The following is a 13,709-nucleotide window of genomic DNA, read 5'->3' as shown; positions in this document are numbered from 1 at the left end:
TTTTCAATTTTTAATTGTGGCAACCCATGCTCCCTTCTTCTTGCGAACCTACGCTGCTTAATCGTGAATTATCGTTGTTGAAGTTTAACGAGCGCGTGCTTGCCATGGCGGAACGGCCCGAAGTGCCGCTGCTGGAACGTTTGCGTTATTTATGCATTGTCGGCTCCAACCTTGATGAATTCTTTGAGATTCGTATCGCCAGTGTGAAAGAGCAGCAAAGGCTGAATCCCGACTTGGTTGCGCCCGACGGTTATACGCCGGATGCCGCTTTTGCCCGCATTCATGTTGCTACCCACGAGCTGGTCGACCGCCAGAACGCTTTACTGACGGACGCTGTTTTACCCGCGTTGTTGGAAGAGGGGGTCGGCCTGCTGCCTAGTCGCGATTGGAACGATGAGGTTCGCAAGTGGGCGCATGATTTGTTCGTGCGCGATGTCATGCCGCTGCTCACGCCGATTGGGCTGAACCCCACTCACCCTTTTCCACGTGTCTACAACAAAAGCCTGAATTTTATTGTGCCGTTGTCCGGCCAGGATGCCTTTGGGCGCGCCGCCTCGATCGCCATTATGCAGGCGCCCCGTGCGTTGCCGCGCATTATTAAGGTGCCGGTCGAGGTCTGTGGCCTGCCGCATGGCTTTGTTTTGTTAACGGCGCTGATCCGTGCTTTTGTCGCTGATTTGTTTCCGGGCATGGATGTCAAAGGCTGCTACCAGTGGCGGGTGACGCGCAACAGCGATTTGTTCGTTGACGAAGAGGAAATCACCAACCTACGCCAAGCGTTGCAAGGGGAATTGTCGCAGCGGAATTTCGGCGCTGCGGTAAGGCTGGAAATTGACGACTCCATGCCGTCAGAGCTGGAGCTCTTTCTACAAAACGAGTTCAGCCTGGCCGCACAGGATACGTACCGTGTACGGGGTCCGGTCAACCTGGCTCGTCTCATGCAGTTGTGTAATGCGGTCGACCGCCCCGATTTACTGTTCCCTGCTTACCGGGCGCCGGTACCCGCACCTTTCAAAAAGCTGGAAGGGCACCCTGACGAACTTTTCGAGGCCATTTCCCGCCAAGATCAATTGCTGCATCATCCGTACCAGTCTTTCCAGCCCGTGCTGGATTTTCTGACTGCTGCGGCCACCGATCCGAACGTGGTAGCTATCAAGCAGACCATCTACCGTACAGGCGAAGACTCCGAGCTCATGCGTTTGTTGGTTGCAGCGGCCAAGGCGGGTAAGGAAGTCACCGTGGTGGTGGAGCTCATGGCGCGTTTTGATGAGCAGACGAACATCAATTGGGCCGCCCGGCTGGAAGAGGTGGGCGCCCATGTCAGCTACGGGGTGGTCGGGCACAAGACGCATGCCAAAATGCTGCTGGTGCTGCGCCGGGAAGGCGGGCGTATCAAGCGCTACGGGCATTTGGGCACGGGCAATTACCACCCACGCACGGCAACGCTTTATACGGATTTCGGGTTGATCACCGCGGATCAGCGCATGTGCGAAGACATGGACAAGGTGTTTTCGCTCTTGACCGGCCTGGGCGCACGGCGGCCTTTGCGGCTGTTGCTGCAATCGCCTTTTACGTTGCATGAAACGACGATGGCTATGGTCCGGGCCGAGGTGCAGGCGGCCAAGGAAGGAAAACGCGCCCGCATCATGGCCAAGATGAATTCCCTGTTGGAACCCAACATCATTGATGCGCTTTACAAGGCCAGTCAGGCTGGCGTGAAAATCGACCTCATTGTGCGGGGGGCATGCGCCTTGCGGGCGGGTGTGCCAGGGTTGTCTGAAAATATCAGGGTGCGCTCCATTGTGGGCCGATTCCTTGAACATTCTCGCGTTTTCTACTTTTATGCCGGTGGGGCGGAACATGTGTATTTGTCTTCCGCCGACTGGATGGACCGCAATTTCTTCCGGCGCGTAGAAGTCGCGTTTCCCATTCTGGATCGCCGTCTCAAGCGCCGGGTGGTGCGCGAAGCCTTCACCATTGCCCTGCGTGACAACCAATTGGCGTGGAAGGCGTTGCCTAATGGTGCGTATGCCCGGGTGCGCAGCCGCTCCAAGCCCGTAAACATGCACCATGTTCTGATGGAAGAGTTGGGTTCATGATGCATCGTGGGTGATGTTCGGTCGTGGCATTGCCTGTTACGATGCTTTTTATTGCAGTGTCACGAACATGTCATATTCATTGCTTAACATTTCGCCTGATCGCATGATTTCTCATTGCTACAACGGTCTCTCTACTAGGACACCATTCATGTTCACACGCGTATTCAAGCAATTTTCCATCGGCGTAGCGCTGTCCGCAGCCGCTTTGTCGGCACAAGCTGTAGATATCACCGGCGCAGGCGCTTCCTTCCCCTATCCGGCTTATGCCAAATGGGCGGCTCAATACCATAAGGAAACCGGCAGTCGTATCAACTACCAGTCCATTGGTTCGGGTGGCGGCCAACAACAGATCATTGCCAAGACCGTCGATTTCGGTGCGTCGGACGATCCGATGAAAGCGGCTGATCTGACAGAAAACAATCTGCTGCAGTTCCCAGCCATCATTGGCGGGGTGGTGCCGGTCATCAACGTGAACGGTATCAAGCCCGGTGAGCTCAAGATTTCCGGCGAGGTGTTGGCCAATATCTACCTGAAAAAGATCACCAAGTGGAACGACGACGCGATCAAGGCACTGAACCCTGACGTCGAACTGCCTAACGCCTCCATCATCGTGGTGCACCGTTCCGATGGTTCCGGCACTACCTTTAACTGGACCAATTATCTGTCCAAGGTCTCCAGCGAGTGGAAAGAAACCGTCGGCGAGGGCAAGGCTGTGAAGTGGCCTGTAGGCCAGGGTGGCAAAGGTAACGAAGGTGTGGCCGCCTATGTGCGTCAACTGAAGAACTCGATCGGTTACGTTGAGTATGCCTACGCCAAGCAGAACAACCTTTCCTGGACGCAAATGCAGAATAAAGATGGCAACTTCGTTCAGCCATCGCAAGACACCTTTGCCGCAGCTGCAGCGAACGCAGACTGGAGCAGCGCACCTGGCATGGGCGTGGTTCTGACCGACGAGCCGGGCGCGGATTCCTGGCCCATCACTGCCGCCAGCTTCATCCTGATGCACAAGAATCAGGACAAGCCTAACAACGGCAAGGCTGTGCTGGAATTCTTCGACTGGGCATTCAAGAACGGCAAGGAAATGGCTGCCGAACTCGACTATGTTCCCATGCCTGACAGCGTGGTGACGCAGATCCAAGATGCATGGAAGGCAGAGGTCAAGGCGGCCGATGGCACGCAGATCTGGCAGTAACAGGTAAAATCGGGGCCAATTGGTTCCGATATGAACCGGCAGGGACGGCGCTGTATAAGGTTATGGCGCCGTTTCTGTTCATCTAAAACCCTTTCATCGTTGTATTTTCCACCGGTGTAACGTCAAGCAAGCCGTCATGAAGAGTCATTCCAACGCGCTGATGGACCTTTTGTTCAAGAACCTGACGCGCTCTTTCGCGTTCCTGGTGTTCATTCTCCTGGCGGCCATTATGGCGTCGCTAATCTACGGTAGCCGAGAGTCTATTGCCGAACATGGGCTGGCTTTTCTGTGGACCAATGAATGGGACCCAGTACGCAACGTTTATGGTGCGCTGGTGCCGATTACCGGTACGCTGCTCACCTCACTGATCGCACTCATCATCGCAGTGCCTGTGTCATTTGGCATTGCCATGTTCCTGACCGAGCTCTCGCCTGTTTGGTTGCGTCGCCCGCTGGGTACCGCGATTGAGATGCTGGCCGCCATTCCGTCCATTATTTACGGCATGTGGGGCTTGTTTGTTTTTGTGCCTATTTTCCAGCAGTACGTCCAGCCGCACATCATCAACGTGTTTGAAGGCGTGCCGGTGCTGGGCCAGTTGTTTGGAGGCCCGCCTTTTGGTATTGGCGTATTCACTGCGGGTCTGATTCTTTCCATCATGATTATTCCCTTCATCGCGGCTGTGATGCGCGATGTTTTTGAGCTGGTGCCGTCTCTTCTGAAAGAGTCGGCCTATGGCCTGGGAAGCACGACTTGGGAAGTGACTTGGAAGGTGGTGTTGCCCTACACAAAAAGTGGGGTGATCGGCGGCATTATGTTGGGGCTGGGAAGAGCCTTGGGCGAAACCATGGCCGTCACCTTCGTGATAGGCAACTCTTTCAATCTTCCTGAATCGATATTTGCGCCTTCCAACTCCATTGCATCGGCCTTGGCGAATGAGTTCAACGAAGCCGGTGGCATGCAGAAGGCCGCGTTGCTGGAATTAGGCTTGATCCTGTTCCTGATCACCACTGTTGTGCTCGCCTTCTCCAAGCTGCTGTTGCAGCGCATGTCGAAATCTGAAGGCACTTCGAGTTAAGCGGGAAAGCCATCATGTTTGAAAACGATTCCGTCGTCAGCCTGTCCAACCGCGTGTATCGGCGCAGGCAAATTGTCAACCGCGTGATGCTCACCCTGTCTAGCGCAGCGGTGGTCTTTGGCCTGTTCTGGTTGTTCTGGATCATCATCACGCTGCTGACCAAAGGGGCTTCTGCGCTATCCTTCACGTTGCTGACCCAGCCGACACCGCCCCCGGGCGTCGACGGGGGCCTGTTGAACGCCATTGTCGGCAGCGTACTGATGGCGCTGGTGGCCACCCTGATCGGCACCCCCATCGGCGTACTCGCTGGCACTTACTTGGCTGAGTACGGCAACCGGGGTTGGCTGGCACCTGCCACCCGTTTCCTGAACGACGTGCTGCTGTCGGCGCCCTCGATTGTTATTGGCCTGTTCATCTATGCGGTGTACGTGGCGCAGGTTGAGCATTATTCCGGTTGGGCGGGGGCGTTGGCCCTGGCTATCATCGTGGTGCCGGTGGTGGTGCGTTCCACCGACAACATGTTGGCTCTGGTGCCCAACAGTCTGCGCGAAGCTGCGGCCGCATTGGGTTGCCCCAAATATCGCATCATCACGCTCATCTGTTATCGCGCCGCACGTTCCGGCATGATTACCGGTGTTCTACTGGCGATTGCCCGTATTTCGGGTGAAACCGCACCTTTGTTGTTTACCGCACTGAACAATCAGTTCATGTCGTTCAATATGAATGCGCCCATCGCCAACCTGCCGGTGGTGATCTTCCAGTACGCGGCCAGCCCGTTCGAGGACTGGAACCGTCTTGCCTGGGCGGGCGCTGTCATGATCACCTTGCTGGTATTGGGCATCAATATTCTGGCTCGCAGCCTTTTCCGCAACAAATAAGCTGATGGCGGCCAGACCGCCCGGATCTTTCAAATGACTACTTCCGCTACTGCTGATCGCATCAAGCTTGATGTTAAGAATCTGAATTTCTACTACGGCAACTTTCACGCTATCAAAGATGTCAGTTTGCCCATTTTTGAAAACAAGGTAACCGCCTTTATCGGCCCGTCGGGCTGCGGCAAGTCCACCTTGCTGCGCACGTTTAACCGCATGTTTGAGTTGTACCCTGGCCAGCGCGCCGAAGGTGAGATTTTGCTGGATGGCGAGAACCTGCTTCAGTCCAAGCTGGACATCTCTCTCATTCGCGCCAAGGTGGGGATGGTGTTCCAGAAGCCCACGCCTTTCCCCATGAGCATTTATGACAACGTGGCGTTTGGCGTGCGTTTGTTTGAAAAGCTCAGCAAAGCTGAGATGGACGAACGTGTTGAATGGGCGCTCAGCAAGGCCGCGCTGTGGAATGAGGTGAAGGACAAACTCGGCCAGAGCGGCAATGGTTTGTCCGGCGGGCAGCAACAGCGTCTGTGCATTGCCCGGGGCGTGGCGATCAAGCCTGAAATCCTTTTGCTTGATGAGCCGTGCTCTGCACTGGACCCGATATCCACCGCCAAGATTGAAGAGCTTATCGCTGAACTCAAGTCTGACTATACGGTGGTCATCGTTACCCACAACATGCAGCAGGCGGCGCGCTGTTCTGATTACACCGCCTACATGTATCTGGGTGAACTGATGGAATACGGCGAAACCGACCAGATCTTCGTAAAACCCGCCCGCAAGGAAACGGAAGACTACATCACTGGCCGTTTCGGCTAAGCGAGCCAGCGTCCTTCAGGGCGCCTACGCTTAAGCCTGATCGTCGCCAAGACAGAAGCATAAAAGCCCACTTCACGGTTTGGAACCGGAGTGGGCTTTTTCGTGGGCGTCACAGGGATGGTTGTGAGGATTGCGGTTCGTAGCAATCGGGTCTAGAGGCGGGGCGCAAGAATCGAGTACCATCAACTTCAATAATTTGAAGATTTGAAATGCCGTAATCAAAGAGCGGCGGATACAACAAAAGGAGACACGATGTCAACCACCATCAACACCATGCTGGTCGAAAAAAGGGTCATCCATCCCCCAGCGGAGTTTTCGGCCCAGGCGCGGATTTCTAGTATGGAGCAGTACCAGGCTTTGTGTGAGGAAGCAGAGCAGAACCTCGAGGAATTCTGGCGGAATATGGCGGAATCGGGCCTGGAATGGCGCAAGCCGTTCACCAAGGTGCTTGATGACTCAAACGCGCCGTTCTACACCTGGTTTGAAGATGGTGAGCTGAACGTTTCCGAAAACTGCTTAGATATTCATCTGAAAAATGGCAACGCCGACAAAACTGCGCTGATTTTTGAAGCGGATGACGGCTCGGTCGAAACTGTGACCTACCGCCAACTGCATGCAAGGGTGTGCCGCATTGCCAATGGCATACGCGCCCTGGGCTATGGCAAGGGCGACCGAGCCATCCTTTACCTGCCCATGTCGATCGAGGCCATTGCGATGATGCAGGCCTGCGCCCGCCTGGGTTTGACCCATTCCGTGGTGTTTGGCGGCTTCTCGGCGCGCAGCCTGCATCAGCGCATTGTCGATGTCGGCGCCCGGCTGGTGCTCACAGCGGACGCTCAGATGCGTGGCGGAAGGCAGATCCCCTTGAAAGCAGCCGTGGATGAGGCGCTGGCTTATGAAGGGGGTGATGTTGTTGAAAAAGTGGTGGTGTATCAGCGCACAGGAGCCGACATCAATTGGGAGGAAGGGCGTGATGTTCCGTTGAGCGAACTTGAGACAGGGCAGTCTGAAGAATGTGAGCCTGTGGCGGTCGAAGCCGAGCACCCGCTGTTTGTGTTGTATACCTCGGGTTCCACTGGCAAACCCAAGGGGGTGCAGCATGCCTCGGCCGGGTATCTGCTGTGGGCCAAGCAAACTGCCCAATGGGTATTCGACGCCCGGCCTGAAGATGTGTTCTGGTGTACCGCCGACATTGGCTGGGTAACAGGGCATTCTTACATTACCTACGGCTCGTTGGCGGCGGGGCTGACTCAGATTGTGTTTGAGGGCATTCCCACCTATCCCCATGCCGGACGTTTCTGGGAAATGATCCAGCGCCATGGCGTCACCATTTTTTATACGGCGCCCACTGCCATCCGCTCACTGATTAAGGCTTCTGAACAAAGCCCAGAACATCATCCCAGCCGTTACGACCTTTCCAGCCTGCGTTTATTGGGCTCGGTGGGAGAACCCATCAACCCCGAAGCCTGGATGTGGTACTACGAGAATGTGGGCGGCTCGCGCTGTCCGATTGTTGACACATGGTGGCAGACTGAAACGGGTGGGCATATTCTCACGCCTTTACCCGGCGCCACACCTTTGAAGCCGGGCTCCTGCACGCTGCCCCTTCCCGGCATCGATGCGGCGGTGGTTGACGAAGCAGGGAACGAACTGCCCCCTGGAGCAGGGGGCTTGTTGGTGATTCGCCGACCCTGGCCGGCCATGATACGAGCGGTGTGGGGGGACGAAAACCGCTATCGCAGCAGTTACTTCCCCGATGAGTTGCGCGGCATGTATATGGCGGGCGACAACGCTCAGCGCGATGAGGACGGCTATTTCTGGATATTGGGCCGGACGGATGACGTATTAAGCGTGTCCGGCCACAGGTTGGGCGGGACGGAGATCGAATCCGCTTTGGTGGCTCACGAACTGGTGGCCGAAGCGGCGGTAGTAGGGCGGCCGGATGCCACAACGGGCGAGGCGATTGTGGCCTTCGTCATGCTCAAGCAGGCCGCGCCAAGCGCTGAAGAAGCGCAGAAGGTGGCTGAAACCTTGCGCAACTGGGTGGCTAGCCAGGTAGGGCCGATCGCCAAGCCCAAGGATATCCGCTTTGGCAACAACCTGCCCAAAACGCGTTCTGGGAAAATCATGCGTCGCCTATTAAGGCTGGTGGCTGAAGGCAGGGAAATCGACCAGGATACATCCACGCTTGAAAACCCTGACGTGCTTAAGCAGTTCTCGGGCGTTTACTGAGCGGGCGCTTCGCCGTCACCCAGCGGTTTTCCCAAACCCAGGCTGCGCAGCGTGGGCAGGGCGGCTTGGGCGGCGGCGACACCTTGCTCAATAGCGAGTTCGGCGCGGTGAAAGTCCAGCAGGCCCAGCGAGGCCAGGCGCGGGGCAATGACAGCGTCGGCAGGGTCGCCCGCCATGCGGCTGCGGGTGATTCTGACCTGCATAATATTGATGCTGCTCGACAGAATATCGATCAGAGAAGGCATGGGCTCGACCTCGGGAGGGCTGCCCGACAGCCACGATGACAAGGCTTCCGGCAAGTGTGCTCGCCAGGCGCTGCCTACTGTAGAACGCAGCTTTTGTTCAGGCTCAGGTTCCAGGTGGCGGCCAAGAATATCGGTGTTCAGGTCCACGGCCACCACGATGTCGGCGTCCATTGAGCGCGCCAGTGAAACGGGCACTGGGTTAACCAGACCACCATCCACTAACAGGCGTTCCTGAAGCCAGCAGGGTGAAAACAGCCCAGGCAGCGCAATGGAGGCTCGCACCGCGTCAGTGGTAGACCCTTCCTTCAGCCAGACCTCCTGGCCGGTGTGCAGATCGGTGGCTACCGCAGCAAACGGCAAGTTGAGTGCTTGGATGGGGCAATCCATGAAATGCTTCTGGAAGAAGCTCATCAGGCGCTCACCCTTGAGCATGCCGCCATTCAGATGAAAATCCATCAGTGACACGACATCGCGTAGGTTGAGCGAGCGAACCCACTGTTCGAAGCGGTCAAGCTCCCCTGCTGCATAGGCTGCGCCGACCAAGGCGCCAATTGAGGTGCCGCAGATGATGTCAGGCTGGATGCCAGCCTCTTCTAGCGTGCGCAGTACGCCAATGTGGGCCCAGCCGCGGGCCGAGCCGCTGCCTAGCGCCAAGGCCAGGCGGGGTTTACGCTTTACGGGAGGCATCATGGTGAGGGAGGCTTATTTAGTTCCAGCGGCCGCCGAGAGAATAGCGGCCGGCGCCCAGCATGAGTACGGCTATGCCGGCCCCCAGAAACATGGCCTGGAGCTCCAGCCGCCAGCCGCCGTTGGAAGTGAAGTGGGAGAAATGCCCACTGTGGGCCAGAAGCAAGGCGAACAGCATATTGACGATGATAAGGGCGGCTCCCAGGCGTGTGTAAACACCCAATATCAGCAGCAGCGGAGCCAGCACTTCACCCAGGTAAACGCCCCAGGCCAGAAACGCAGGCAGGCCACGCATAGCCAGCATGGCCTCGATGCCGCCGATGCCGTGCTTGATTTTGGCCCAGCCATGGAAAAAAATCAGTATGCCAAGCACCAGGCGCAGCAGCAGCCTTGCAAGATCGTCGAGAGAATTCTGGGACATACAAGATAGCGTAGATTGCAGTTGCGGGGATTATAGGCCGCTCGTATGTCTGTACCGCTATTCAATTTGCAGTTGTTTTTTCTGCCAGAGTAGCGCCGTCCCCGACTGTGGGCATCTCTGCATCGCGATAGGTGGAGACCAGCCCCGGAAATTGCGAAAAATGAATTTTGAAATCTTCATCGCAAGGGATGAGGGCGTGGCCTCGGGCATCGACAATAATGGTGCTGGGCTGCGCTGAATTGATAACCGGCGCAAGCTCTTCAGTCGTGGCGCCGGTGCTGAGCGGCAGTAGTTTTTTGTTGGCGGCTTGCGCTGCCAACACCGTGACGAGATATTCGTGGCAGTAATCGGCGCACAAAGCCACGGTTGATCCGGGAGTCGGGTCCATATTGGCCAGTGCAACGCTCATGGCGTGGACGGCAACGGCGAGTTCCGAATAGGAGACGGCGATTTCGCTGTCGTCCAGGGCGATATGTTCGCCAAAATTCTCTGCAATGGAATTCAGATACTGCGCGGGTGACATAAACCAACATCCTTGTTCAAAGGGATAGCGCAACAAGTATAGAGAGTCGCCTTCTGGCTGTCGTGTCCGATTCCTAAGGGGTTTCCCGAGCATGGGGTGGCGGTTCTGTTGAGACGCACAATGACATAAGCGTACAACCCACGCAAATCGGGCGATAGCGGTCTTTTCTGCGCGGACAGTCTAATATGCCGGTCTGACACTTACGGAGGAAACATGCTTCGCATCGGCATTATGGCGGCCTTGTATGAGGAGATCGCTGATCTGCTCGACACGATGGAAAACGTGGTGACCCGTCGCATCGGCATGCGGGATTATCATGCGGGCACATTGCATGGTCAGGATTGCGTGGTGGTCCTGGCGCGCATCGGTAAGGTGGCCGCAGCTGCGACAGCGGTGACCTTGATACGGGAATTCAGTGTTGATCGCCTGGTTTTTACCGGCTTGGCGGGCGGCGTCGCCAGCCACGTCAATGTGGGCGATGTTGTCATTGGCACGGCGCTGCTGCAACATGATCTGGACGCTAGCCCGTTGTTTCCTCGCCATGAGATTCCTCTGTTGAGCCGAAGCCGTATCTCGGCCGATAGTGGTTTGAGCGCCAAGCTTGAGCAAGCGGCTCAGCGCTACATACAGCAGGAATGGGCGCAGGATATTGTTCCCGCAACACGCGAGGCGTTCCGTTTATCGGTTCCCCGCGTTCATGTCGGGCTGATAATCAGCGGCGATCAGTTCGTGAACCGTGTCGCAAGCGTGCGGGCACTGCGCGAAGCGCTGCCGGATGCTTTGTGTGTGGAGATGGAAGGGGCTGCTGTGGCACAGGTCTGCCATGAGTACGGTGCGCGTTTTGCCATCGTACGCACGGTGTCAGATCGCGCTGATGATTCTGCCAGCCACGACTTCAGCGGTTTTCTTGCGGCTGTCGCCAGCCATTATTCTGCTGGTATTTTGCGGCAAGTTCTGGATACCTTGTAGAGGTGTTAGCTGGGCAGGCCGCCCGCTTCAGGCATAACAGGAATATCCAGTTCACCAAGCATCCAGGCAAACAGGCCGTCTACCCATGTATGAGCGGGCAGGCCCAAGGTTTGGTGCAGGTGTGTGGCGCGTTCGCGTAGCGCTTCAAAATCTACGGATGGCGAGCGCTTGAAAGCAATGGCCACAATATTGCCGTCGTGGACTTCCGGCAGCCATGCGACCGCTTCAAATGCGGTTTCCATCATCCGTATATGCCGCCCATGATCGGGCCAGTCGCAATAAAGATTGACAGTCATTATGCCGTCGCGGCTCAGGGTGTTGGCGCAAGCGGCGTAGAAAGCCTCAGAACTCACAGCCGGTGCATGGGCACGGGCGTCGTATAGGTCAACCTGCAGTATGTCTATGGTGCGGCGCCGCGAGAAATCGTTGACGTAATCGAGTGCGTCCATATTCAGGACGTTAAGCCGATCGTCATTGGGAGGCAGGGCGAATTGCTGGCGGCAGGTGGAGATAACGTCCGGGTTGAGTTCCACCGCCGTGACGTGCGAGGCCAGCAAGCGTTGATAGCAAAACTTGGTAAGCGCTGCGGCCCCTAAGCCCAATTGAACGATATGTTCGGCATGGTCACGAAACAGCAGCCACATCATCATCTGCTGGACATATTCCAGCTCGATATCGTCGGGCCGGGCGACCCGCATAGCGCCTTGCACGGCAGGGGTGCCAAAGTGCAGGGTTCGCAGGCCATCGTTTTCCAAAATGGTCAGCATGGGTAAACCGCTCAATGACAACGGCCTTCCGAGGATATAACTTCGGAAGGCCGTAAATGAGTGGTCGGGGCGGCGGGATTCGAACTCGCGACCCTCTGGTCCCAAACCAGATGCGCTACCAGGCTGCGCTACGCCCCGACAAGAACGTGACTATAACACACTATTTTTAATCGTGCCTGAGCCTCATGTTTCCTCGGGTGTGGCTGGGGCCTCTGAAGCAGGTAAACGTTCGACGAATACCTTGGCAATGCGACGCCCGTCTAGCTGGAGGATGCGGAAGTGCAGCGTGTCTTTGCCATGATTTACCGTGAAGGTTTCACCGACTTCCGGCAGTTTGCCCAGCTGCTGCAGCAGGAACCCGGCCACCGTGCTGAAATCGTCGTTTTCGGAGGCCAGTTCGTCGATGTCCAGCGTTTGCTCGAACTGGTGCAGATCGGTACCGCCTTCCACAATCCACTGGTTCTCAGACTTAGCAATGATGTCTGGGGTTTCGTCTTCGTCCGGGAAGTCTCCGGCAATGGCTTCAAAGACGTCCATAGGGGTGACCAGACCTTCGACCGTACCGAACTCATTGATAACAATGACCAACTGACCACGAGCGGATTTCAAGGTATTGATGAGATCCAGCATGCGTACGGTCTCGTGCACGATGATGGGGGGGCGCAAGCGCTGTTGGTTTACCTTGCCGTCAACGATGAGGTCGGTGATGAGGTCCTTGGCGCGGCCGATGCCGACGATTTCATCCAACGAACCCCGGCACACGGGGTAGAAACCATGGGGGGTCTTGTTGATGTTGGCGCGGATGGTTTCCGCGTCGCTATCCAGGTTGACCCAGGAGATATCGGTGCGTGGCGTCATGACTGAATGCACGTTGCGTTCCGCCAGGCGCAGCACACCGCTGACCATATAGCGCTCTTCCTCGGCAAAAGGAATGGGCTCTTCAGATGGCATTTCGTCAGTGGGGGAGTCGGCCTCAGCGCTGCTGCGCTTGCCCAGCATACGTAGCACGGTTTCCGCAGTACGTTCGCGCATGGGGCGGTCGGAACGCATGAGCAGGAGGTTGCGTCGCGCCAACTGGTTAAGAAACTCAATAATGACGGAAAAGCCAATGGCGGCATATAGATAGCCCTTGGGCACCTTAAAGCCGAAGCCTTCTGCTACCAGAGAAAAACCGATCATGAGCAAAAAGCCCAGACACAGAATCACGACGGTGGGGTGTGCGTTCACAAATCGGGTGAGCGGCTTGGACGCGAACAGCATCACACCCATGGCGATGATGACGGCAGCCATCATGACCTCAAGGTGGTCCACCATGCCGACAGCCGTGATGACGGCATCGAGTGAAAACACCGCGTCAAGCACCACGATCTGCGTCACGATGACGCCGAAGCTGGCGTACGCGGGCGACTGAAGTACAGCATGACGCTGACCTTCAACGCGTTCGTGCATTTCCATCGTGCCTTTGAAAACGAGGAAAAAGCCGCCCACTATGAGAATGAGATCACGCCCCGAAAACCCAATGTTGCCAACATGGAACAGTGGCGTGGTGAGGTGGAACATCCAGGAAATGACTGACAGCAAGCCCAGGCGCATGAGCAACGCCAGTGATAAGCCCAAAACACGCGCTTTGTCGCGCTGATGCGGGGGAAGCTTGTCTGAAAGAATGGCGATGAAGATGAGGTTGTCTATCCCTAGGACAATCTCAAGGACGACCAGGGTGAGAAGGCCGACCCATACAGTAGGGTCAAGCAATAGCTCCATTACGATGTAATCCGGAAAACAAAAAAAGCATTATAAGGACGCGGGCACGG

At 56.5% G+C, this 13,709-nt stretch carries 12 protein-coding genes and 1 tRNA gene; 7 read left to right on the top strand and 6 right to left on the bottom strand.

Annotated elements, in window-relative coordinates; genetic code table 11:
- Nucleotides 1-26 precede the first annotated feature (26 nt).
- The 6 genes from ppk1 to acs all read left to right on the top strand — a co-directional run bounded on the left by ppk1 (nucleotide 27) and on the right by acs (nucleotide 8,286).
- Nucleotides 27-2,099, top strand: coding sequence for a polyphosphate kinase 1 (gene ppk1, locus VRY85_RS13990; RefSeq protein ID WP_414599217.1), 2,073 nt, complete (start codon nucleotides 27-29; stop codon nucleotides 2,097-2,099).
- 148 nt (nucleotides 2,100-2,247) lie between these two features.
- Entirely contained in the window at nucleotides 2,248-3,291 is a 1,044-nt protein-coding gene (gene pstS, locus VRY85_RS13985) for a phosphate ABC transporter substrate-binding protein PstS (protein ID WP_414599216.1), read from the top strand.
- A gap of 136 nt (nucleotides 3,292-3,427) precedes the next feature.
- Nucleotides 3,428-4,366, top strand: coding sequence for a phosphate ABC transporter permease subunit PstC (gene pstC, locus VRY85_RS13980; RefSeq protein ID WP_414599215.1), 939 nt, complete (start codon nucleotides 3,428-3,430; stop codon nucleotides 4,364-4,366).
- Between the two features lie 14 nt (nucleotides 4,367-4,380).
- Nucleotides 4,381-5,244 carry a phosphate ABC transporter permease PstA gene (pstA, locus tag VRY85_RS13975; RefSeq protein ID WP_414599214.1) on the top strand — a complete coding sequence of 288 codons (864 nt, stop codon included), beginning with the start codon at nucleotides 4,381-4,383 and terminating at the stop codon, nucleotides 5,242-5,244.
- 33 nt (nucleotides 5,245-5,277) lie between these two features.
- Nucleotides 5,278-6,054: a phosphate ABC transporter ATP-binding protein PstB gene (gene pstB, locus VRY85_RS13970; RefSeq protein ID WP_414599213.1), complete on the top strand. Its 777-nt coding sequence runs from the start codon at nucleotides 5,278-5,280 to the stop codon at nucleotides 6,052-6,054.
- 252 nt (nucleotides 6,055-6,306) lie between these two features.
- A complete protein-coding gene (acs, locus tag VRY85_RS13965) occupies nucleotides 6,307-8,286 on the top strand; it encodes an acetate--CoA ligase (protein ID WP_414599212.1) in 1,980 nt (659 codons plus the stop codon).
- Here the strand turns inward: acs and rssA are convergent.
- The 3 genes from rssA to VRY85_RS13950 all read right to left on the bottom strand — a co-directional run bounded on the left by rssA (nucleotide 8,280) and on the right by VRY85_RS13950 (nucleotide 10,162).
- Nucleotides 8,280-9,218, bottom strand: a complete 939-nt coding sequence (gene rssA, locus VRY85_RS13960; protein ID WP_414599232.1) for a patatin-like phospholipase RssA — start codon at nucleotides 9,216-9,218, stop codon at nucleotides 8,280-8,282. The two genes, acs and rssA, sit on opposite strands and share 7 nt — an antisense overlap.
- Before the next feature lie 19 nt (nucleotides 9,219-9,237).
- Complete coding sequence (locus tag VRY85_RS13955; RefSeq protein ID WP_414599211.1) at nucleotides 9,238-9,639, bottom strand: DoxX family protein; 402 nt, start codon at nucleotides 9,637-9,639, stop codon at nucleotides 9,238-9,240.
- A 61-nt stretch (nucleotides 9,640-9,700) separates the two neighbouring features.
- A complete protein-coding gene (locus VRY85_RS13950; protein ID WP_414599210.1) occupies nucleotides 9,701-10,162 on the bottom strand; it encodes an AMP-binding protein in 462 nt (153 codons plus the stop codon).
- Between the two features lie 213 nt (nucleotides 10,163-10,375).
- On the opposite strand from VRY85_RS13950, the gene VRY85_RS13945 reads away from it, so the two are divergent.
- Nucleotides 10,376-11,131 carry a 5'-methylthioadenosine/adenosylhomocysteine nucleosidase gene (locus VRY85_RS13945; RefSeq protein ID WP_414599209.1) on the top strand — a complete coding sequence of 252 codons (756 nt, stop codon included), beginning with the start codon at nucleotides 10,376-10,378 and terminating at the stop codon, nucleotides 11,129-11,131.
- A 5-nt stretch (nucleotides 11,132-11,136) separates the two neighbouring features.
- Here VRY85_RS13945 and VRY85_RS13940 read toward each other — a convergent pair whose 3' ends face one another.
- From VRY85_RS13940 to VRY85_RS13930, 3 genes are all read right to left on the bottom strand, one after another.
- Nucleotides 11,137-11,898 (bottom strand): spermidine synthase, encoded by a 762-nt coding sequence (locus VRY85_RS13940; RefSeq protein WP_414599208.1) that lies wholly within the window; start codon nucleotides 11,896-11,898, stop codon nucleotides 11,137-11,139.
- A 61-nt stretch (nucleotides 11,899-11,959) separates the two neighbouring features.
- A tRNA-Pro gene (locus VRY85_RS13935) sits at nucleotides 11,960-12,036 on the bottom strand.
- A gap of 45 nt (nucleotides 12,037-12,081) precedes the next feature.
- Nucleotides 12,082-13,659, bottom strand: coding sequence for a TerC family protein (locus VRY85_RS13930; protein ID WP_414599207.1), 1,578 nt, complete (start codon nucleotides 13,657-13,659; stop codon nucleotides 12,082-12,084).
- Nucleotides 13,660-13,709 lie beyond the last annotated feature (50 nt).

Origin of the sequence: Achromobacter sp. F4_2707 (assembly GCF_047501535.1) — a bacterium.
Taxonomy (GTDB): Bacteria; Pseudomonadota; Gammaproteobacteria; order Burkholderiales; family Burkholderiaceae_B; genus Yanghanlia.
The sequence above is the reverse complement of the archived record's forward strand: the minus strand, read 5'-3'. Positions and strand labels throughout refer to the sequence as shown.

Excerpts from the sequence above, each read along its gene's own strand:
- acs (WP_414599212.1), top strand. The coding sequence starts at position 6,307 with ATGTCAACCACCATCAACACCATGCTGGTCGAAAAAAGGGTCATCCAT.
- pstC (WP_414599215.1), top strand. The coding sequence starts at position 3,428 with ATGAAGAGTCATTCCAACGCGCTGATGGACCTTTTGTTCAAGAACCTG.
- rssA (WP_414599232.1), bottom strand. The coding sequence starts at position 9,218 with ATGCCTCCCGTAAAGCGTAAACCCCGCCTGGCCTTGGCGCTAGGCAGC.
- VRY85_RS13955 (WP_414599211.1), bottom strand. The coding sequence starts at position 9,639 with ATGTCCCAGAATTCTCTCGACGATCTTGCAAGGCTGCTGCTGCGCCTG.
- pstS (WP_414599216.1), top strand. The coding sequence starts at position 2,248 with ATGTTCACACGCGTATTCAAGCAATTTTCCATCGGCGTAGCGCTGTCC.
- pstA (WP_414599214.1), top strand. The coding sequence starts at position 4,381 with ATGTTTGAAAACGATTCCGTCGTCAGCCTGTCCAACCGCGTGTATCGG.
- VRY85_RS13930 (WP_414599207.1), bottom strand. The coding sequence starts at position 13,659 with ATGGAGCTATTGCTTGACCCTACTGTATGGGTCGGCCTTCTCACCCTG.
- VRY85_RS13950 (WP_414599210.1), bottom strand. The coding sequence starts at position 10,162 with ATGTCACCCGCGCAGTATCTGAATTCCATTGCAGAGAATTTTGGCGAA.
- VRY85_RS13945 (WP_414599209.1), top strand. The coding sequence starts at position 10,376 with ATGCTTCGCATCGGCATTATGGCGGCCTTGTATGAGGAGATCGCTGAT.
- VRY85_RS13940 (WP_414599208.1), bottom strand. The coding sequence starts at position 11,898 with ATGCTGACCATTTTGGAAAACGATGGCCTGCGAACCCTGCACTTTGGC.
- pstB (WP_414599213.1), top strand. The coding sequence starts at position 5,278 with ATGACTACTTCCGCTACTGCTGATCGCATCAAGCTTGATGTTAAGAAT.
- ppk1 (WP_414599217.1), top strand. The coding sequence starts at position 27 with ATGCTCCCTTCTTCTTGCGAACCTACGCTGCTTAATCGTGAATTATCG.